General features: G+C 68.8%; 19 protein-coding genes. 7 read left to right on the forward strand and 12 right to left on the reverse strand.

All coding sequences use genetic code 11. From position 1 onward, the window contains the following. Positions 1-40 precede the first annotated feature (40 nt). From FFS72_RS10270 to FFS72_RS10295, 6 genes are read left to right on the forward strand one after another with little or no spacing between them, the layout of a single operon-like run. Complete coding sequence (locus tag FFS72_RS10270) at positions 41-1,093, forward strand: ABC transporter substrate-binding protein (RefSeq protein ID WP_137873846.1); 1,053 nt, start codon at positions 41-43, stop codon at positions 1,091-1,093. Between the two features lies 1 nt (position 1,094). Further along, positions 1,095-2,378 carry an enterobactin transporter EntS gene (entS, locus tag FFS72_RS10275; protein WP_137873847.1) on the forward strand — a complete coding sequence of 428 codons (1,284 nt, stop codon included), beginning with the start codon at positions 1,095-1,097 and terminating at the stop codon, positions 2,376-2,378. Positions 2,379-2,427: 49 nt separating this feature from the next. Continuing rightward, the gene (locus tag FFS72_RS10280; RefSeq protein WP_050062993.1) at positions 2,428-2,658 is read left to right on the forward strand and encodes a phosphopantetheine-binding protein; all 231 of its coding nucleotides are present in this window, start codon (positions 2,428-2,430) and stop codon (positions 2,656-2,658) included. A 48-nt stretch (positions 2,659-2,706) separates the two neighbouring features. After that, positions 2,707-3,699, forward strand: coding sequence for an endonuclease/exonuclease/phosphatase family protein (locus FFS72_RS10285; RefSeq protein WP_137873848.1), 993 nt, complete (start codon positions 2,707-2,709; stop codon positions 3,697-3,699). After that, positions 3,696-4,679, forward strand: a complete 984-nt coding sequence (locus FFS72_RS10290) for a glycosyltransferase family 2 protein (RefSeq protein WP_137873849.1) — start codon at positions 3,696-3,698, stop codon at positions 4,677-4,679. Before FFS72_RS10285 ends, FFS72_RS10290 begins: the two co-directional genes overlap by 4 nt. Continuing rightward, positions 4,676-5,560 (forward strand): glycosyltransferase family 2 protein, encoded by an 885-nt coding sequence (locus FFS72_RS10295; RefSeq protein WP_137873850.1) that lies wholly within the window; start codon positions 4,676-4,678, stop codon positions 5,558-5,560. The genes FFS72_RS10290 and FFS72_RS10295 overlap by 4 nt, the downstream gene beginning before the upstream one ends. Positions 5,561-5,568: 8 nt before the next feature. On the opposite strand, the gene FFS72_RS10300 is transcribed toward FFS72_RS10295, so the two are convergent. After that, positions 5,569-5,976 (reverse strand): Rieske (2Fe-2S) protein, encoded by a 408-nt coding sequence (locus tag FFS72_RS10300; RefSeq protein ID WP_137873851.1) that lies wholly within the window; start codon positions 5,974-5,976, stop codon positions 5,569-5,571. Positions 5,977-6,187: 211 nt separating this feature from the next. On the opposite strand from FFS72_RS10300, the gene FFS72_RS10305 reads away from it, so the two are divergent. Beyond that, positions 6,188-6,706, forward strand: coding sequence for a hypothetical protein (locus FFS72_RS10305; RefSeq protein ID WP_137873852.1), 519 nt, complete (start codon positions 6,188-6,190; stop codon positions 6,704-6,706). A 99-nt stretch (positions 6,707-6,805) separates the two neighbouring features. Here the strand turns inward: FFS72_RS10305 and efeB are convergent, their stop codons facing one another. The 11 genes from efeB to FFS72_RS10360 all read right to left on the reverse strand — a co-directional run bounded on the left by efeB (position 6,806) and on the right by FFS72_RS10360 (position 20,474). Beyond that, positions 6,806-8,122, reverse strand: coding sequence for an iron uptake transporter deferrochelatase/peroxidase subunit (gene efeB, locus FFS72_RS10310; protein WP_137873853.1), 1,317 nt, complete (start codon positions 8,120-8,122; stop codon positions 6,806-6,808). Continuing rightward, positions 8,103-9,236 (reverse strand): iron uptake system protein EfeO, encoded by a 1,134-nt coding sequence (gene efeO / locus FFS72_RS10315; RefSeq protein ID WP_137873854.1) that lies wholly within the window; start codon positions 9,234-9,236, stop codon positions 8,103-8,105. Before efeO ends, efeB begins: the two co-directional genes overlap by 20 nt. 17 nt (positions 9,237-9,253) lie before the next feature. Further along, positions 9,254-10,147, reverse strand: a complete 894-nt coding sequence (efeU, locus tag FFS72_RS10320) for an iron uptake transporter permease EfeU (protein WP_137873855.1) — start codon at positions 10,145-10,147, stop codon at positions 9,254-9,256. A 367-nt stretch (positions 10,148-10,514) separates the two neighbouring features. Further along, positions 10,515-10,991, reverse strand: a complete 477-nt coding sequence (locus tag FFS72_RS10325; RefSeq protein ID WP_137873856.1) for a hypothetical protein — start codon at positions 10,989-10,991, stop codon at positions 10,515-10,517. A 222-nt stretch (positions 10,992-11,213) separates the two neighbouring features. Then, the gene (locus FFS72_RS10330; RefSeq protein WP_249353227.1) at positions 11,214-12,512 is read right to left on the reverse strand and encodes a lipopolysaccharide biosynthesis protein; all 1,299 of its coding nucleotides are present in this window, start codon (positions 12,510-12,512) and stop codon (positions 11,214-11,216) included. Then, complete coding sequence (locus FFS72_RS10335) at positions 12,509-13,399, reverse strand: beta-1,6-N-acetylglucosaminyltransferase (protein ID WP_137873857.1); 891 nt, start codon at positions 13,397-13,399, stop codon at positions 12,509-12,511. Before FFS72_RS10335 ends, FFS72_RS10330 begins: the two co-directional genes overlap by 4 nt. Then, the gene (locus FFS72_RS10340; RefSeq protein ID WP_137873858.1) at positions 13,396-15,915 is read right to left on the reverse strand and encodes a non-ribosomal peptide synthetase; all 2,520 of its coding nucleotides are present in this window, start codon (positions 15,913-15,915) and stop codon (positions 13,396-13,398) included. The genes FFS72_RS10335 and FFS72_RS10340 overlap by 4 nt, the downstream gene beginning before the upstream one ends. Positions 15,916-15,937: 22 nt before the next feature. Further along, positions 15,938-17,071 carry an LLM class flavin-dependent oxidoreductase gene (locus FFS72_RS10345; protein WP_137873859.1) on the reverse strand — a complete coding sequence of 378 codons (1,134 nt, stop codon included), beginning with the start codon at positions 17,069-17,071 and terminating at the stop codon, positions 15,938-15,940. Between the two features lie 6 nt (positions 17,072-17,077). Beyond that, on the reverse strand, positions 17,078-18,262 hold the full coding sequence (locus FFS72_RS10350) for a 3-dehydroquinate synthase II family protein (RefSeq protein ID WP_137873860.1): 1,185 nt from the start codon (positions 18,260-18,262) through the stop codon (positions 17,078-17,080). 48 nt (positions 18,263-18,310) lie between these two features. Then, positions 18,311-19,138, reverse strand: a complete 828-nt coding sequence (locus tag FFS72_RS10355) for a 2-amino-3,7-dideoxy-D-threo-hept-6-ulosonate synthase (RefSeq protein ID WP_137873861.1) — start codon at positions 19,136-19,138, stop codon at positions 18,311-18,313. Between the two features lie 148 nt (positions 19,139-19,286). Beyond that, entirely contained in the window at positions 19,287-20,474 is a 1,188-nt protein-coding gene (locus FFS72_RS10360) for a 4-hydroxybenzoate 3-monooxygenase (protein WP_137873862.1), read from the reverse strand. Positions 20,475-20,558 lie beyond the last annotated feature (84 nt).

Genomic DNA, 20,558 nt, shown 5'->3' on the forward strand with positions numbered 1-20,558 from the left:
ACCGCACGGGGACACACGTCAACCGCACGAAAGGGAACAGATGAACACTCGATGGACCAGACGGATCGGTGCCGCTGTCGCCGCCGCGACCGTGATGTTGGGTGTGGCCGCATGCGGCTCGGACTCCGACAGCACCGACACCACCGCCGGAGCGTCGGCGAGCGCCGATGCGGGGCAGTTCCCGGTGACGGTGTCCGGCAAGTTTGGCGAATCGACCGTCGAGGCGCAGCCGACCCGCGCGGTGCCGCTGTCCCCGCAGGACGCCGACATCCTGCTCTCCCTCGGTGTCACCCCGATCGCCTTCCCGGTGGATGCCCAGAACCGCGCCGCCACCGGCGGAACCGGCATCTGGCCCTGGCAGAAGGAGGCGCTGGGAGGCCAGAGCGTCGAGACCCTCGACATGGACACCGGCGCCGACTCGATCGCCGAGAAGCTCGCCGTGCTGCAGCCCGACATCATCGTCTCCACCGGCTTCTGGGGACTCGACCAGTCCAACTTCGACCAGCTGAACACGCAGGCCCCGGTCGTCCACTTCGACACCAAGGCCAACGGTGAGCCGTGGCAGAACTCGACCCGCAAGGTCGCGGCCGCGCTCGGTATCCCCGACAAGGCCGAGTCGGTGATCGCCGACGCCGAGAAGAACCTGCAGGCCGCGAAGGACGCGAACCCGTCCATCGCGGGCAAGGTCTACAACGCGGTCATCGGTGACACGGGCGGCCAGCTGTCGGTGCTCGCCTCCGACGAGCGTGGCATCGGCCAGTTCCTCACTTCGCTCGGCCTGGTCCTGAGCCCGTACGCCACGTCCCTGCCCGTCGACGCCGACGGCCGCGGCATCCTCTCCTACGAGAACATCGGCAACATGAACGCCGACGTCGAGTTCGTCGTGTCGCCGACCGGCGACATGAGCTACCTGACGAAGTTCGAGGCCTGGAACGCGCTGCCCGCCGTGCAGAAGGGCGCCGTGGTGTCCCTCGCCCGCAACACCGGACTGCCGAACGCCATCGGCTTCCCGTCCGCGATCTCCCTCGCCTGGGCCACCGACCAGGTGATGCCGTTGATCGTCGACGCCGTCGCCAAGAGCAACGCGGGCTGACATGAGTGAGAGCGGTGTCTTCCTCGACGTACGGCCGCTGCGCGAGAGCGCAGCGTTCCGGCGGGTGTTCATCGCCCGCACCATCTCGATCTTCGGCATCGGATTGCTGATGGTCGGCGTGCCGATCCAGATGTACGCCCTCACCGGGTCGTCCTTCCTGGTCGGTCTCGTCGCCGCCGTGGAGGGCGCCGCGTCGATGGGCGGAATGCTGGTGGGCGGCATCCTCGCCGACCGCTACGACCGCAAGAAGCTGATCCTGTTCGCGCGCACCGTGTCCGGGATCACCTTCGTCGGGCTCGCGGTCAACGCGATGCTCGCCGACCCGTCCTGGGTCGCGATCCTGGTGCTGTCGCTGATCAACGGATTGATCGGATCCATCAGCATCGCCGCACTGTTCGCCGTGGTGCCGACCCTCGTTCCGCACGAGCAGTTGGTCGGGGTCGGTGCCCTGAACGTGCTCAGCGCTCGGGCAGGCGCGGTCGTGTCCCCGGCACTCGGCGGTGTCGTCATCGCCGCGTTCTCCGTGTCCTGGAACTACTGGGTTGCCGCGATCGGCACCGCGATCACCATCGCGCTGCTCGCCGGGTTGCCGCCGCTCCCCGCCCCGGCCGGTCGCGCCGCCGAGGGATCCGACGACGCCGCGGAACCGCTTCCCGCCGAGGAGGTCTCCGTGTTGGCGTTCATCGCCGGGCACCGGGTGATCGGCGGTGTCATGATCGCCGGTGTCGTCGCCATGCTCGGCAGCGGACTGCTCGTGCTCGTTCCCGGTTTCGTCGACGAGCGGTTCGGCAACGACTCCCGCGCCGCCGGCCTCCTGTACGCCGCCACCGCGGTCGGCGCCGTGATCGCGACGGTGACCAGTGGATGGCTGGGCAGGCTCACCCGACCGGGACTCGTCCTGCTGATCGCACTCGCCGCGGGATTCGCCGCGCAGGCCGTCGTCGGGCTCGCGGGAGTCCTGGTCGTGGCGATGCTCCTGCTGATCGTCGCGGGTGCGATCACGTCCGTGCAGGAAGTCCTGCGCTACTCGCTGATCCAGACCCACACACCCGAGCACATGCTGGGCCGGGTCAACGGACTGTGGGCGGCGCAGGAAGTCGCGGGCGCGTCCGTCGGCGCCCTCGTCGCGGGTGCGGTCGGCGGGTTGGTGGCGCCGTCCGCCGCCATCGTCGCCTACAGCGCAACCCTGTGCGGTGTCGCGCTCGTCCTGCTGGTCGTGCTCGGCACGCTCCGTCGCGCCACCGCCACAACCACGCTCGACGAGGACACCGCAGTGTCGGCGTGACCAGCGGTTCCCTGCCGCGACACGTCACCGATTTCGAAAGGCACCACCGATGAGTTCGACCCTGACCCGTGACCGCATGCGCGCCGACCTGGCGGCCCTGCTCGATCTGCCCGTCGACGAGTTCACCGAGGATGCGAATCTCCTCGATCTCGGCCTCGACTCCGTCCGGTTGATGTCGCTCGTCGAGCGGTGGCGCTCGGAAGGGGTGAGCGTCGACTTCGTCGACCTGGCGTCGGATCCGGAACTCGGGGCGTGGTTCGAGGTTCTGGGTGCGAGTTGAACGACGAGGGTTGACGCTGCTGCGAGCCGAGCGACGCCGATGGCGCCGATGACACCGGGGGGCGGCGCGCGCCGCGCGGTGTACGTGTGTGGCGTCGCGGCCGTTGGCGCTGCGGCGTTCGCGGCGGTGGCGCACGTCGTCGGGCCCGAGAGCAACGCCCTGATCATCCTGGCGTCGTTCGTGCCGCTGCTGCTCGTCGTCGGGATCGTCGGTCTTGTGGCGTTGGCGTGCGTGCGCGCGTGGCGAACGCTCGCCGTCGGCGTCGTCGTGGTCCTCGCGGGCGCGTCGATGCAGGCGCCGCTGTACGTGCGCGACGCCCCGGACGTGGTAGCGAGGGACAACGAGATCCGCGTGCTGCAGGCCAACATTCGACTCGGTGAGGCGGACACGGACGCCCTCGTCGAGTTGGTACGGTCCCGGGACGTCGACGTCCTGACGGTGGAGGAACTCACGGATTCGGCTGTGATCCGACTTCGGGATTCGGGTCTCGAAGATCATCTGCCCGAGACGTACCTGGTGCCCCACGGATCCGGCGGGGGCGGCACCGGCATCTACAGCAGGTTCCCGCTGCGTGACCCCGCGCGCCTCGGGGACTTCTCGATGGCCAACCTGGTCACCACGCTGGAGGTGGGCGGCGGCCGCACAGTGACCCTCGCCGCCGTGCACCCGATGCCGCCGTACCCGTCGCCGTCCTGGATGTGGGCGGCAGAGGTGGAGAAGCTGCGCGACCTGCTGCACGAGCGGGCCGCCGACGGCGATCCCGTCGTCGTGAGCGGCGACTTCAACTCGACCTTCTCGCACAGCCGGTACCGCGACCTCCTCACCGACGGCTTCGTGGACGCCGGGGAGCAGGCGGGCGCGGGGCTGGTGCCCACCTATCCGGCGGACCGCTGGTATCCACCGGTGATCGCGATCGACCGGGTCGTGCTCAAGAACGCGGTCGTGGGGGAGTACGAGCGCGTGGACCTGCCCGGCTCGGACCACTACGGCATCTTCGCCACTGTCTCACCGCAGTTCACGCAGACCGAGGAAGCGCAGTGAACCGCGTGTCCGTGGTGGTGCCCGTGTACCGCTGCCTCCCATACGTCGAGGGATGCCTGGGATCGGTGCTCGCCCAGACTCGTCCGGTCGACGAGATCGTCCTCGTCGACGACCGCGGCGGGGACGAGTCGATGGCCGTTGCCGAGGGGTTCCTGCGTGAGCGTGGAGTGGACTTCCGCAGCGTCGTGCACGAGCGCAACCGCGGGCTCGGCCGTGCGCGAAACTCCGGGCTCGCGGCCACCACAGGCGATCTGATCTGGTTCCTCGACAGCGACGACGAAGCCGATCCACGGTTCGTCGAACTGCTCGCCGGTGCTCTCACGGACGGGTCCGCGGATTTCGCGTGCACCCGCACCCAGCGCGTCGACGAGCACGGACGCGTCCTGCAGATCGACGAGGCGCCGTACGAGGCGATCGTGGTGTCCGGGACGGTGTTCGCGCACCTGCTCGTCACGGGGCGGGCCAAGGCATACGCCTGCACGAAACTCTTCCGCCGCGAGCTGCTGGGTGACCGTCCGTGGGACGAGGACCAGGGCTACGAGGACATGGCGCCGCTGATGCGGATGTCGTTGGGGGCCAACCGGATCGCGTTGGTGGACGAGCCGCTGTACCGCTACCTGTACCGCGAGGGGTCGATCAGCACGTCCCTGAACCGGCGCACCTTCGACCTGTTCACCGTGGAACGCGACGTCGACATCGCCGTCACCGAGGCGGGCCTCGGCGACCGCTGGGCGTCCGAGATGCGTGGCTTCCGGTACCGCGAGATCCTGCGCTCCGTTGCACACGTCGCGATGCGCGCCGACCATGCGGCCGCGTCCCGTCCGGACCTGTACGACGAGGCGATCTCCCGCGTCCGGAGCAAGGTGTCGATGCGCGACGTGATTCCGCTCCTGCGCACCGGTCACCGCCGAGAAGCGGTGTTCGCCGCGATGCTCGGCGTCACGCCCGGCCTCTACTCGACCATCCTGAGGTACCGATGAACGCGCCCACGGTCACCGTCCTGGTGCCCGCCTACAACGCCGCGCCGTATCTGCGTGAGTCGATCGAGTCGATCCTCGCGCAGGACTTCCGGGACTTCGAACTGCTCGTCGTCGACGACGGATCCACCGACGAGACCCCGGCCGTGCTCGCATCGGTGGACGATCCACGACTGCGGGTCGTGCGGCAGGACAACACCGGCCTCGTCGGCGCCCTCAACCGCGGACTCGACGAGGCCCGAGGTGAGTTCGTCGCGCGAATGGACGCCGACGACCCGATGCCGGCGGGCAGGCTCTCGGCCCAGATCCGCGCCATGCGTGCAGATCCGGACCTGATCGTCTGCGGAACGGACTACGAACTGTTCGGCGCGCTCACCGGACGCGTCCGGATGCCGGTCAGCGACGCGGCGTGCAGGCAGCGGATGCTGCTGGCGAGCCCGCACTGCGGTGCGTCGGTCATGATCCGGGCGTCGGCACTCGACCGCACGGGGCTGCGTTTCCGGACCGAGTTCGCCCACGCGGAGGACTACCGGATGTGGACGGAACTGTCCGAGCACGGTCGACTCGGAAACCTGCCGATGGTCGGGTACCTGTACCGCATACACGAATCGCAGGTCAGTGCACTGTATTCCGTCGAGCAGCGGCAGGCGCACCTGCGCATCGCTCGTGAGCATGCGCTTGCGGTCGGCAGCCGGCCACTGTCCGACGATGCGCTCGAAGCCCTGCTGTGGTTGCCGAGGCCGGAGGGCCCGCGGCCGGTCGCCGCGGCGAGGGCGTTCGCCGCGGTCGCCGGGCCTGCGGTGTCGGCCGTCCTCCGCAAGCCGGGACTCGAGACGCTCCGCTTCACCGGACGCAAGGTGGTCGAGGCGGTGGCCCGCGCGTAGGACCGAGGTCAGGTGGTGATCGTGAGGGTGTCGCCGGTCTGCTCGACGACGCGCGTCGGCAGCGGTTTCTGGGCGGGGCTGCGGACCACCGAACCGTCATCGACGGAGAATGCGCTGCCGTGGCATCGGCACACGATCAGACCCTTGTCGATGCTGGACACCAGGCATCCGTCGTGGGTGCACACGGCTGAGAAGGCATGGAAGACACCGGGTTCGGGCTGCGTCACCACCACCTGATCGGCCCGCAGGACCACGCCACCGCCGACGGGAACGTCTCCGACGGGGACCTGGAGCGGGCCCGACCGCTTCGGCTCCGATTCGGACGATCCGGCGCAGCCGGCGACCGCGAGGCACCCGGCCGCGCACACTCCTCCGACGAACGCGCGGCGGGACAGTTCACGGCCCGACGAACTCATGAGTGTGACCTCGTGCAGGTGGTGGTCATGGTCGGTCAGCCTACTGGCAGAGCTCGGACCCGACCGCTACTCAGGGTCCCCTAAGTATTGCCCTGCCATGATCGACCTGGCGTCACGACGACGCACCACGGATGCCGCGCGCTGCTCCTCGCGGACCGGCCGGACTCGTTCGGGGCGGTCGGCGCGGCGACAAATCGAAGGGACACACTTCATGGCTACTCGCACCACGCACCGCCTTGCCGCGGCCGGAACCCTCGCGGGCCTCTCGGCGCTCGCCCTCGTCGTCAACCCGGCCATCGGATCTGCGGCGATCACGGGTGGCGCGACGGTCCAGGCGAACGCAGGCGCGGGCACCATCACCACCTCGATCACCGGCCTGAACACCACCAAGCCGTTCGTCAAGTGCGAGGGCACCGTGTACCGCGCCGACGCCACCGTCCTGGACTCGACCACGAAGGTCGGCCAGAGCTACCTCGTCGTCGGCGACACGATGGTCGCGGGCCAGGTCCTGACCAACGCGTCCGGTGTCGGCACGTCCGCGGTGTTCCCTGAGGGCGAGTACCAGGTGCGCACGAAGTGCAAGGAAGAGGGCGACACCGACTACCAGGACCCGATCGCCTCGGTGCGCGTCACCGTCACCGGTGGCGCGCCGGCGACCGGTGGATCGAGCGACCCGGGTGCGTTCGTGAAGGACCTGCTCGGCAGCGTGCTCGGCATCTTCGGAAGCTGATGCTCGTCCGCGCGGCGGACAGAACGTGAACGGAGTGCGTCACCTCGTGACGCACTCCGTTTCGCCGTGCGGGGTCGTTGTCGTGCAGCGGGGCAGTCCTCAGGGATTTCCCGCGGACTCCCTGCTTCCGCCGAACAGGGTCGAGCCCCAGTAGGTCCCGTCCTCGACGCCCGGCGGCACGGCGAACACCGCCGACCCGACGTGCTTGATGTACTCGTTCATCGCGTCGTTCCGCGCCAGGTTCTGCTGCATCGGCACGAACTGCTTCTGCGGGTCGCGGCAGTACGCGATGAAGAACAGTCCGGCGTCGAGGTGCCCGAACCCGTCCGATCCGTCCGTGAAGTTGTATCCGCGGCGCAGGATCTCGATGCCGCCGAGTTCCTCCCTCGATGCCAGACGCACGTGCGCGTCGACGTCGACGAGGTGGCCGTCGGGGCCCTTGGAATCGAGATCGAGTTCGTCGAACTCGTCGTCCTGTCCCAGCGGCGCTCCGGTGCCCTTACTGCGTCCGATGACCCGCTCCTGCTCGTGCAGGACGGTGCGGTCCCACGACTCGATCAGCATGCGGATGCGGCGGGCGACGAGATAGGAGCCGCCGCCCATCCACACCTGATCGTCGGCGGGGTCCACCCAGACGAACCGGTTGACGGCGTCGTCCTCCTCGGCCTTGATGTTGCGGGTTCCGTCCTTGAACCCGAACAGGTTTCGCGGCGTCGTCTGGCTCGTCGACGTCGACGAGGTCCGCCCGAAGCCGAGCTGCGACCAGCGGACGGCGACCACCCCGAACCCGACCCGCGCCAGGTTGCGGACCGCGTGCACCGCGACCTGTGGGTCGTTAGCGCACGCCTGGATGCAGATGTCGCCGCCGCTGCGGGCGGGTTCGAGCGCATCGCCGGTGAACTTGGGCAGTTCGACGAGCGCGGCCGGTCGCTTGTCGGCGATACCGAAGCGGTCTACCCCGTCCTTCTCGAACAGCGAGGGGCCGAAGCCGATGGTGAGGGTCAGCTGGCCGGCCTCCAGATCCAGGGCTTCGCCGGTGTCGCTCGGCGGTGTGTAGGTGCCCGCCCCGAGCGCGCCGTCGGGCGCTGCTTCCTCGCCCACGGTCATCCGCTCGGCCATCGTCGTCCACGTCTTGAGCAGCTCGACCAGTTCGTCCCGGGAGTCGGTGATCACGTCGAATGCGACGAAGTGCATCCGGTCCTGGGCGGGGGTGACGATGCCTGCCTGGTGGACGCCCCGGAACTCGACGACGTCCCCGTTCGCGGAGGTGTCCTCGGGAGCGGTGAGGCGCCCGACGGCGACACCCGCTCCCGCGGCGACGACCCCGACACCGACCGTGCCGAGAAGCGCTCGGCGGGAGATCTTCCCGGACGGCGGTGTGGGGTTCCCCTGCGGATCAGTCTCCTGCGACGACACCTTGCACCTGGCTCACTTCGGCGGACAATGCGTCGATCTTGTGCGACAGTTCCTGCCGCTGCGGCTCGGTGACCGTGTCGTAGGAGACGAAGCCGTCGCCGGCACGGAACTGCGCGAGGGCCGCATCGAGATCGGCGAACCGCTGGTCGATGCGCTGCCCCAGTTCGGGGTTCCGCTCGTCGATGATCGGGCGGAGCGAGGCGATCGCGGCCTGCGACCCGTCCACGTTGGCCTGGAAGTCATACAGGTCGGTGTGGCTGAAGATGTCCTCTTCGCCGGTGATCTTCGTCCGGGAGATCTCGTCGAGGAGGGTCTGTGCACCGCCCGCGACCTGGATCGGGTCGACGACGAAGTCCTCGGCGGCGATGCCGTCGGCCAGTTCCTGCAGGTCCGCGGTCAGCTGATCGGCCATCGCATTGGTGTCCGGCTGCAGTCCGGAGACCCAGAGGTCCTTCTCGAGGCGGTGGAAGCCGGTCCAGTTCCAGCCGGGCTCGACGTCGACCTCGCGCAGGTCGAGTCGAGGATCGAGGTCGTCGGGGAACGACTCGGCGATCGGCTCGATGCGCTCGTAGTAGGTGCGGGTGGTCGGGAACTGGGCCTTCGCCGCCTCGATGTCGCCGGCCTTGATCGCCGCGACGAAGTTCGCGGCCGTCTCCTGCAGCGCGGTCACCTGGCTGGTCACGTACCGCTTGTAGCCTGCGGCAGCCTCGGCGAGCTGGCCCGACTCGTCGGTCGCGGCCTTGGCCTCGCCCGTGACGGTGAATTCCGTTCGGATGCCTTCGCCGACCATGCCCGGCTTGCAGGCGGTGTGGTAGGTGCCCGGCTCGGTCAGGTTGACGATCAGCTGGCGGGTCAGGCCGGGGCCGACGTTCTCGACCTCACCCATGACGCGATCACCCGCGCCGAAGACGTAGAACTCGGTGACCTTCGACCCGTTGTTGGTGATCGAGAAGGTGGTGTTGCCCGTTTCCGCGGTGTTCGAGGCGACGTCGCACGTGGTGTCGGTGGCGGTGACAGCGATGGCGTCCGCGCTGGAATCCGACTTCGACGTGCACGCGGCAAGCGCGAGCGGCGTCAGAGCCAGGAGGGCGAGAGCGGGAGTGGATCGACGCACAGGAGGTGCCTTTCGGGTTATGCGGGAAGGTCGGAGGTTTCGGAGGCCGTCGGCGCCGCGGACGGCTTCTTGACCGGACGCAGGAACAGCGGGAGCACGATGGCGATGTAGGCAACCCACGCGACGACCTGGAGGACCGTCGGGTCGGGGCGGAAGTTGAAGATGCCCTGGAGCACCGTTCCGTACCAGCTGGACGTGTCGAACCAGGAGGATGCGTCGAAGGCGAAGTTGGTTCCGCCGGGCAGCCACCCGGCGATCTGCAGAGCCCGGACGCCGTAGGCCAGGATTCCCGCGGCAACGACCACGAGGAACACCCCGGTGTACTTGAAGAACTTCGCGAAGTTGATCCGGACCGCGCCGAAGTACAGCAGCACCGTCAGGACCGCCGCGACCCCGATGCCGAGCAGGAGTCCGATCAGCGGCCAGACGCTGTTTCCCGCGTTCTCGGCGTAGCCGACGAGGAGCAGAGCGGTTTCGACGCCTTCGCGGCCGACCGCGAAGAACGCCATCGCCGCGACCGCGAGCGGGCCGATCGCGAGTGCCTTGCCGAGACTGTCCTTCAGGTCGCCCGAGATGGTGGCCGCTGCGGTACGCATCCACAGCACCATCGCGGTGACGATCGCGACCGCCACGAGGGAGGCGATGCCGCTGATCAGCTCTGCCGCGGTTCCGGTGACGGTCGAGGTACCGAAGTGGATGGCGGCGAAGATCACGGCCACCATCGCGATCGCGGTACCGACACCGAGCCACACCCACTTCAGTGCGTCGCGGCGCTCGGACTTGACCAGGAACGCCACGAGGATCATGACGACGACGCCGGTTTCGAGGCCTTCTCGAAGGCCGATCAGGCCGCTGCCGAACAGTTGGGTCGCGATCCCCGGCGCCGTGGCGTCGGCGGCGAGTGCAAGCACAGCAACCCTCGATTCCGAATGCGGAGCCGCCCGGGCCCGAGTCAGGCTAGGCGAACCTTTGTTACTGGGAACCTAGCACTTGCGGCACACGTAGCCCGAGCCGATATCGAGGTCGACTGAAATGTCCGAATCGTCCCGCTACCAGCACTGATGCGACAAAGAGCGGCGCCAATCCTGCCGCCGGCAGGGCTACGCGGGGTCCGTCAATCCCAAGTCTCGCCATGCTGGATCGACGTCGAACGAGAACCGATGCCCGGCCGCGGCGCAGCGGGAACGCCGGCACGGCGAGCGTAGAACCGGCAACGATGACGGGTGCGGCAGGCGGGCTGCAGCCCGCCGACCGCACCCGGATCACGAAACCCGCAGACTAGCTGCCGAACTGGCTGAAGATGTCCTCGACGCTGCCGGACTCGGGAGCAGTCGACCCGTCGGTGACCGCGACCAGCCTGGGCGTGCCGACGACCTGGTAGCCGGTGTCGCCGATCTCCTTGCACTTGGTGACCACCCAGTACTCGCCCGTGGCCAGGTCCGTCGAGGTACCCGAACCGGCGACGCCGGCGAGAACCTGGTCCTTCACCATGTCCGTGCCCGTGATGAGGAACTCCTGGACCATGTTGGCCCGGTCGAAGGCGGTGGCGTCGCCGCGGTACACGTAGCCCTCGCAGTAGTTGAACGGCAGCGTGGTCTTCAGGCCGGTGACCGTGGTGGTGATCTGTGAGCCGGACACGGTCGCGGTCCAGGTGCCGGTGACCTGAGCCGACGACAGCGCGGGGCTGGCAACGAGAGCAAGAGCGGAGAGTCCGGCAACGACACCGGCGCCGGCCAGCTTGCGTGAAACACCCATCGTGGGTCCCTTCGGATTTGGGCACCGCGCTGCCTCTGCGGCGCGGCGTGTGATCGACATCGTGCGCGGCGCCGGGTTGTCCCCACGCGCCCTACGCAGTTGGTGAGCCAAGCTTGTTGACTGAGGTAAACCTTACTTAGGGAATGCTTAAGGAACGCTGAGTCTGGTACCTGCTGCGGCACGGAGAGGTGGAACGCCGTCGGGCCCGGCGCGGGCCCCGGACTACCTGGCGGCGATGGATTCCGGGACGAGGCCGAGGGGCTTGCCGGAAGGGCGAGCGATCTCGGAGACCGCTCGGCGTAGAGGCAGCGCAAGGATGAGCAGGGCGATGATCTGTGCGGAGAGGGAACCCCACGCGACACCGATCAGGCCGAGCCGAGGGACGAGGAGCAGCGTCGCAGTGAGGGTGGTGACGACGATGACCACCTGGATCGCCAACATCAGCCGGAGCCGGCGCAGGATCTGGGCGAGGAGGAAGTACAGGATGACGACGGTGCCGACGAGCGAGTCCACCGCCATCACCACCACCAGACCGGCCGCGGCGTGGAAGTAGTCGGGGCTCACCACATACAGGACCAGCGGCCCGCCGACCGCCAACCCGGCAGCGGAGACCACGGCCACCGCGCCGAGCATCTTCACCAGGCGGCGGAGCAGGGCGGCCCGGTCGGCGTCCGGTGCCGATGCCTCGACGATGAACGCCGAACCGACGGAGCTGCGGAGCAGCCCGACCGCCGAGCACATCGTCCACGCCAGATTGAAGTACGCGTTCTGCTCGGTGCCGAGCTGCGCGACCACGATCAGCGGTAGCACCAGCGGCGTCACGGTGACGACGAGCGTCATGGTGAAGTACACACCCTGGAACGCCCACAGTTCCCGCGTCGGCGGCAGCTGCGGGTCGGTGTGTTCGCGGCCACGGACCCCGGTGCGCAGCATGTGGACGACCGCCGCCGCGGTGACGACGAACGCCAGCACCGCCCACGAACCCGTCAGCGCCAGAGCCGAACCCGTCCCCGCGAGTACGACGACGGGCACGATCTTCAGCACCGACAGCGCAATGTTCTTGACCGCCACGGCTTTCGCGAGCCGTAGTCCGGTCAGGATCGGATCGGACAGGGCGTACACGGCGAAGGCCACCACGATCAGAGGGAACAGCACGAGCTCGGTCGTGGACGTGAACAGTCGTGAGTTCGACGGATTCACCGCCAGGAACAGGGTGCCGAGCAGCAGTGCCACAGTGGAGGTCAGGGTCAGGCCGCCCACGATCAGCCGGGTGGAGGAACGCCCCGCGAGCGGCAGGAACCGCTGGTACGCCCCGCCGAGGGACAGACACGACACCGACGCCAGCATGGTTGCCGTGCTGATCACCGCGGAAGCGCGGCCCACCTCCGACGTGTCGAAGAAGCGTTCCGCGACAGCCCAGTACACCAATCCGAGCGCACCCGTCGCCACCGATGACACCATCAGGGCCGCGGCGTTGGATTCGAGGCTAGCCGTGGCGAGACGTTTCGGCACGCGGATCACGGCGTCACCGGTTCGGAGGAACGGAATGCGTCGATGAGTGCCAGCCCCGAGTCGTCGACCTTGCGCGCGAACAGCGCGGGGGAGCGACGCAACTCGGCCTCGTCGGTGGCGGTGAACGTGCGGGGGTTGACGGCCTGACGATCCGACCAGTCGATGTGGTGCATTCCGTGCAGCGGATGCGCGAGGTATGCGGCGATGTCGGACTCGCGGTCGACGTGCTGGGCGATGCGGTCGGCGAGCGGCGAGGCCGCGACGATCGAGTGGAAGACGACTTCGTCGGGGCACAGGGTGTGCCGGTGGAATCGCAGCCACTGCGGGTGCGCGGCCAGGAATCCGGTGACCTCCGCGATCGCGGCCGGAGTCAGCGACCACCACATCGAGCCCTGCACCAGTGGGATCGTGTCGTCGACCCGTCGGGGCAGCCGCCCGGACAGGCGGGCCCACACGGGGCCGGAACGGTCCGCGAAGTGCCGGCGCGCGACGACGTGGCCGCGCTGCGAACCCGGTCCCGTGAGCCGATGGTCGACGCGCAGGAACTCGGTGTCCGTCGACCACGCCGCGAGCACGTCGTCGAGTGGGGCGATCAGCAGGTCGGCGCCCGACAGCAGGGAGAAACGTACGTGGCCCTGCCCCGAAGCCTGTGCTGCGGCAATGAGATCCAGTGTCGCCTCGACAATGCTGAATCCGCCCCAGGACACGGTGCGTCGCTCGTGGAGGTAGGTCAGTCCGTCGCGCTCCGGGGCCGCGGAGAGGAAGGGCGTGAGGTCCGACTTCGCGTCCACGTGGACGTACACGTCGATCGCCGGGTGGCGCAGCGACTCGAGCAGCGACGCCAGCACGCGTGGCTGGTGATGTGCGAGGACCAGCACCGCGTGCCGGTGCGTCATGTCCTGTCCCCCAGGGCGGTGCGGACCAGTGCTGCGGTCCGCGCGACATGGGGCGCGCGCAGCATCCCGACGTGATCGCCCGACACCCGGTCCACCGACACGACGTTCGGCGCGATGATCGACCACCACGACGGCTCGTCGGGGTTGTCTTCGGCCATCACGACCGCGACCCGTCCGTGCCACGGCTGGAGCTTGTGCAGCAATGCCACCCGCCTGCCCAGCTCGTGGAAGAGGTCCCACTGCTTCTGGGCGGGACGGGGCACGATGCCCGCCGTGAGTAGCCGGAAACGGGTGCGCCACAGTGCGACGCGGCTGGGAGCCGGTCCGTCGACGGCGGGTCGGGTGCTCGCGGTGCGAGGCAGGTCGGGTCCGCCCTCCGACAGTGGCCCGCCGAGGATCGTGTCGAGGCAGACCACGATCTGGACGTGGTGCCCGTCCGCTTCGAGCAGTCGGGCGACCTCCATGGCGATGACGCCGCCGAGCGAATGCCCGACGAAGGCGTACGGCCCGTGCGGCTGGACTCGGCGGATCTCCGTGAGGAATCGGCGCGCGGCCGCCGCGACCGTCCAGTCCGGAAGTCCCCGGCTCTCGAGTCCGTGGGCCTGCAGGCCGTGGACGGGCCTGCTCAACTCGCGCGCCAGAGGGAGCAGCGCCAACGCGGTCGATCCGGCGCCGGCGAACGCGAACACGGGTCTGCCGACGCCGTCCGGGCTGAGCGGAACGAGTACCGAGGTGGCGGCGGCCGCACCCGAGTTCGTGCCGTCGAGGTGCGCGGAGAAGTGCCGAAGGGTCGGGAAACCGGCCAGCGTCGCCGACGAGAACTGGACGTTGAAACGCTCCTCGACCCGGGTGAGCATCTGCTGGGTCTGCAGCGAATCCCCGCCGAGCGAAACGAAGTCGTCATCCCTGCCGATCGGGTCGACGCCGAGGATCTGGGACCACAACGCGGCCACGGTCGTCTCGGTACCGCTGCGCGGCGGGACCACCGAAGCGCGGGGCGTGGGATCCGGCAGGGCCGTGCGGTCCACCTTCCCTCGCTCGTTTCGGGGCAGGGTCGGCATCAGGACGATGTTCGTGGGAACCATCCAGTCCGGCAACAGGTTCCGCAGTTCGCATCGGAGATCGGCCGCCGACGGCGCCCGATCGCCGTGGGCGAGAGCCGCGTAGCCGACGAGGGCCGTGGAACCGTTGTCCGACTTCCTGGCGACGACGACGGCGTCCTCGACGGCAGGAATCTTGCGCAGCGCCGACTCGACCTCCGACGGCTCGACGAGATACCCGCGGATCTTGACGGCGTCGTCTCCGCGACCCACCAGGTGCAGGATTCCGTCGTCGTCGAAGCGGCCCAGATCGCCCATGCGGAAGGAGCGAACGCCATGGTCGGAGGTACCGAACCGGTCGTCGAGGGGACCGGGGCCGAACCCGTCCACGAAATACCCCTCCGCGAGGTAGTCGGACTCGACGACGATCTGGCCGACCTCGCCCGGGCCGACCGGTGCGCCGTCCGGCCCGAGCAGGCGGACGGTCTTGTTCGCGGCGACCACCCCCACGGGCAACACACCGTCCGGGACGGGGCGTCCGGGAGGGAACGCGTTGAACGCGAGGTTGCCGGTCTCCGACGACCCGGACAGGTTGCAGTACGAGGCATCCGGGCCGAGCAGCGCCCGCAGCCGGGTCACGTCGGCGCCGTGCACGGCCTCCCCACAGGTGGTGACGAGGCGGAGGTCCGACAGGGCCGGCGTGTCCGTGCACGCCGTCATCACGGCTCGCAGCAGCGACGGGGTGGCGTGCAGGGTGGTCAGCCGCTCGCCCGAAATCCAGTGCGGCATGGCGTCGATACCCACTTCGCGGGGATCGAGGAAGTGCAGTGTGGCGCCGTTGAGCAGCGAGGTCATCACGACGTCGAGTCCGCCGCCGAAGCTGATGGGCAGCGCCATCCCGACCCGATCCGATGCGCCCGTTCCGAGCGTCGTGTGGAAATCGGCGGCCTGGTTCAGCCAGAGACGCTGTCCCTGCCGCACTGCCTTCGGCTTCCCGGTCGATCCCGACGTGAAGAGCAACACGGCGGTGTCCGTCGGGGCGCCCGAGTGCAGGGGCGTGCCGGGCGAGGACGGCAGCGCGGCCAGTTCGGACGGCCGGAAGCGCGCCGCGTGACTGCGGGTGATGATCTCGATACGTCGCTGCTCGGGCAGTTGCGAGTCGAGCAGCACGAGCGGGTACCCGGACACCAGCACCGTCACGATCGCGACGACGCAGTCGAGTGTGCACTCGGTGTCGATCGCGATCGGGCGGCGGACACCCTTGCGTGACTTGACGAGTGCCCGCGCCCCGCCGAGCGCACGCTCCCGCAACTCGGAGTAGGTGATGTGCTCGCCCTGGCACACGACCGCGGTCTGCTCGGGCAGCGAGTCCGCGACCACGTCGAATCGGTCGCGGATCGACATCCACGGAACGGGAAACGGCTCGTGGCCACGCGGCGGTGCGAGCTGGGGCGTCGCCGGGTGAATGGGCGTCATTGCGGGATCGGGCACGGCAACCTCACACGTCGGGTGTCGTGGTGACACCGAGACGCGGGAACAGCAGGTCCGCGACGTACTTCGCCTCGTCGATCAGTGGCCACCCCGACAGGATCCAGATGTCGATGCCCAGATTCTCGCTCATGCCGAGGATGCGGTCCGCAACCTGGTCCGCACTGCCGACCAGATAGTTGCCCGTGCCCTTGCCCGCCACGTCGAACGGCGGCTCCGCACCGGTCCATGTGGTCAGCCCGGCGGCCATGTTGGGCGCGTACTCGAGCTCGGCGCGGGTGGGCAGTCGCCCGGCGCGCAGCGCGTCGATCCGGGCCTGCACCTGACGATCCTCCGATGTCAGATCCGCGAGAGGTGGGAAGCCGAAGCTGGTGAGGTTGCGGTCGGCCGTGGCGAGCACCGACTCCGGTGACGTCTGGGACAGCTGCCATTCGAAGCGTTCCCACGCCGCGCTCTCGGTCTCGCGGACGACGACGCTGGCGAGCACGCCGAACCTCATCTCGCGGCCGGCATCGGCAGATGCCTTGCGGACCTTGGTGAACAGTGCGTCCATCGCCGATTCGGGGCTCATGAACATCAGGTACGCGTCGAGCACCTGCGCGGCGTGCGCGATGCCCTCGGGGGACGCGCCCGTGCCCCAGACCGGGACGCCACCGGGTTGGCGCGGGCCGGCGATCGCGGGCTTGTAGCGCGGTCCGTAGCCGAAATACGTGCCCTCGTAGCCGTCGGTGTCGTCGAGGTAGAGCCGCCTGACCAGCTTCCAGTACTCCTCCGACACCGCGTATCGCTCGGCCTTGGAGTGGAAGCTGCCGTAGCGGGCGAGCACCGGGTCGGCGCCGTTCACCTGGTTGTAGATCAGTCGGCCACCGGAGTACTGGTCGAAGACCTGTGCCTCCTCGGCCAACAGCACCGGCGGCTTCACGCCCGGGTACTCGGGGACCACGAACCGGAGCCGTTCGGTGTCGGCCACCAGCGAGATCGCCTCCCTCGCCGTGGTCAGGGCGCCGTGGAAACCGAGACGGTCCAACGTGCGGGCCTGCTCGCGCAGCGCGGCGAACGACGGCTCGAAGCGGTGCCGCGGATCCCACGGCACCTCACCGTCGTTCGCCCCGATGTACCACAGGATGTCGGGCGTGCTGGGCATGGTCGGTCAGCGCTCGTCGCAGAACTCGGTGATCGGCAGTCCGACGTGACGGGCCTCGGTGGGGACGTAGCCGAGCAGGACGTCGCCGGGGGTGAGTTCGGTGACGTTGTTGACCGAGCCGCCGGGGCCGAGGAGGCGCACGTGCCAGTCGTCCTGCGCGATGACGTTCACGTTCTTGCCGTTGGGGGCGACGGCGGTGATCGAGATCAGCGGGCGCTTCTCGATCTTGACACGCCCGATGCGGACCTCCCGGACACTGCCGTCGGTGCGGACCGCGAGGATCGGGAAGCCCGCCTGCAGTTCACTGACGTAGCGGGTCCGGTTGTCGGGGCCGAGCACGTAGGAGTGCACGGCGCCCGCGTTCCACCGGAACGGACGGGTCGGCATGTACGGAAGAGGGTGGGTCTCGCTGCAGGACAGGAACATCCCGGTGGAGAAGGAGCCGATCAGGCAGCCCTCGTCCAGCTCGAGCAGCGAGCAGGTGTCGATGCAGGCGCGATCGCCCATGCCGATGTGTTCGACCTTCGTGACGACGAGCTCGGAGAGCTCCATGCCCTCGAGCTTGTGGTCGACGATCCGGGCCAGCTTGACCACGTCGTCGGCGGTGCGCGGTGCGAGCAGCAGTCCGTCGGAGCCGTGCTCGAGCACCAGCTTGACGATTTCGGCGTCCTCGACGTCGTTGACGGTGGTGATCGTCCGGCCGCCCGAGTTCTCGGCGGCCGCGATGACGATCTCCAGGGGGATCTTGGTCGGATCGGTGAAGGTCAGCAAGGTCCAGGGAACCTCACGGACGACCTCGCAGGCCTCCTGAAGGGTGGGGGCATCCGAGACCACCACGTGCACACCGCGATCCGGGGTGCGGCCGATGTGCTTCGAGTGCACGTCGCCGCGGTTCGACAGGATCACGAGGTCGACGGCGTCGTAGGGGAAGTCCTCTGCGACGGGTGCGTCGACGGCGAGAATGCGGCGCACCGTCGGCGGCAGGCCCTCGAACGTGGCGACATCGTCGGACAGGATGCCGTCGATGCGGTGGTGCAGTGCCGCCTGCACGACGGCGGGCAGCAGACCCTCGTCCACCGCACGCACGTCGAGCCATGCGAAGTGACCCTCGCGGCTGACGGGGGTGCGACGGGAGTCGGCGCCCGCGCCTGCGGTGGGGACGATCTGGTCGGTGACGATGGTGCTGTCCATGTTCGGACGGGTTCCCTTCATGTGTGACGCGAGGTGAATCGGGCGCCGTCAGGCGCTTTCGAGCTCGATGGCGGGGGCAGGGGAATGGACGAGCCGCGCCAGGGCGGATGCGACTGCGAACGGGTCTCGCGCCTCGAACACGTTGCGGCCGAAACTCAATCCGGCCACACCGGACGTGAGGATCTCCGCGCCGAGCGCGATCGCGTGGTCGTCGCCATCGCTTGTGCTCGGTCCGCCTGCGACGCAGATCGGGATCGGGCAGGACTCGACGACTCGCCGCATCTCGTCCGGGTCGCCGCAGTAGTCGAGCTTGACGATGTCGGCGCCGAGGTCGGTCGCGATGGCGGCGAGGTGGGCGAGTTCGCCGGAGTCCGACGGCAGGTCGGCCCGCAGTGGTCCGCGGGCGTACATCATCGCGAGCAGTGGCATGCCGAGCAGTTCGCACTCCCGCGACACCGCGCCGAAGTCCGCGAGCTGTTCGCGTTCGGTGGGTGACCCGACGTTGACGTGGATGCTGACGGCGTCCGCGCCGATCCGCAGGGCGTCTTCGACACTCGTGACCAGGATCTTCGCGTTGAGGTCCATGCTGCGGTTGGTGCCTGCGGAGAGGTGGACGATCAGTCCGGTGCGCGCGAAGACGGCGGGATCGACGTGGCGGACGCGACCTCGGTGCAGGATCACGGCGTCGGCGCCCGCGTCCGCAAGCGTCCGGACGGTGGCGTCGGCGTGGTCGGCGGCGCCGAGGGGGCCGGTGGTGACGGAGTGGTCCATCGGCACGATGAAGGTCCGGCCGGTGCCGTGATCCGAGATGCGGGAGAGTCGAAGTCCCTTGCCGCTCATGGCTCGAGCGCGTGTGGTCGTGGGGAAACTCAACATCGGCCGGACTCCAATCGGAACGTCGCGCATGCGGGGTCGAACGCGCTGGCGTCCCGCAGTATTAGGGTAGGCTACACAAAGCTACGTGCTGGATCATAGGGGGGTGGCTGCATCTGCGCCACACCGTCGGGGCGAGCCGTCGAGTGCGTCACCCGGTGAAGTTCCATCGAGTCGGGAACGGCAGGCCCAGGTACACCTCGCCGAGGGCGGCTTGTTCGGCCTCGGATTCCACCCATCTGCCGAGGCGGGCGCGCCGCAGCTGCCAATCCATGGGGTCGTCGCTCAGTGCGTGCAGGGTCGTGGTGAGCGTCCACGAGAACTGTTGTGCCTTCCAGATTCTCGGCAGGCACGTCTCGGAGTAGGCGTCGAGGAACGATCGATCGCCCGCGGCGAAGTACGCGCCGAGGGCGTGGGAGAGGGTGCTTGCATCCGAGACCGCCAGGTTGAGGCCCTTCGCCCCGGTCGGCGGCACGATGTGCGCGGCATCGCCGAGCAGGAAGAGGCGCCCGTCCTGCATCGCCTCGCACACATACGAACGCAACGGTGCCACCGACCGGTCGAAGATCTCGCCGCGCTCGAGTTCGGGGTGGTCGTCGCTCGCGCTGCGCAGTGCCAGCTCGTCCCAGATGCGCTCGTCCGACCAGTCGTCGAGATCGGTGTCCGCGGGAACCTGCAGGTACTGGCGGGTGATGCGCGGTCCGCGCATGCTGTGGACCGAGAGTCCGTTCTCGTGGGCGCAGTACATGCCCTCGGGGGTTGTCGGCGCGGTCCGGGCCAGGATGCCGAGCCACGCCACCGGGTAGGTGCGACTGTGCTCGCGGAGTCGACCGGCCGGGATGTGCGCACGGCTGACACCGTGGAAGCCGTCGCAGCCCGCGACGAAGTCGGCGGTGATCTCGAGTGGTGTGCCCGCGTGGTCGACGAGGATGCGCGCACCGTCGGCGGTCGTCTCGATCGCGGTCACCTCGGCGCCGAAGAGGAGTGGTCCGCCCGTGGACATGCGGTTCGCGACCAGATCCTTGACCAGTTCCTGTTGGGCGTACACCGTGGCGTGGCCGCCGACCAGACGATGGAAGTCGAGGTGATGGGTGGCGCGGTCGAATCGAAGATAGAAGCCGTTGTGCGACATGCCTTCCGTGCTGAGGCGTTCGCCTACTCCGAGTTCGTGCATCAGTGCGACGGTGGGCTGCTCGAGGACGCCGGCCCGGGTTCGGGTCTCGATGTACTCCCGATCGCGGTTCTCCAGCACGATCGAGGAAATGCCCTGGAGATGGAGCATGCGGGAGAGTGTCAGGCCCGCGGGGCCGGCTCCGATGATCGCTACCTGGGTGTGCACGAGGGTTCCCTTCGTCTGGTGTGACAGTCCTCACAGGGGGCGCCGACGCGCTTTGCTTAGGCTTGCCTACCTTCTACTGTATAA

Source organism: Rhodococcus sp. Q, from assembly GCF_005503035.1.
Lineage (GTDB): Bacteria > Actinomycetota > Actinomycetes > Mycobacteriales > Mycobacteriaceae > Rhodococcus_G.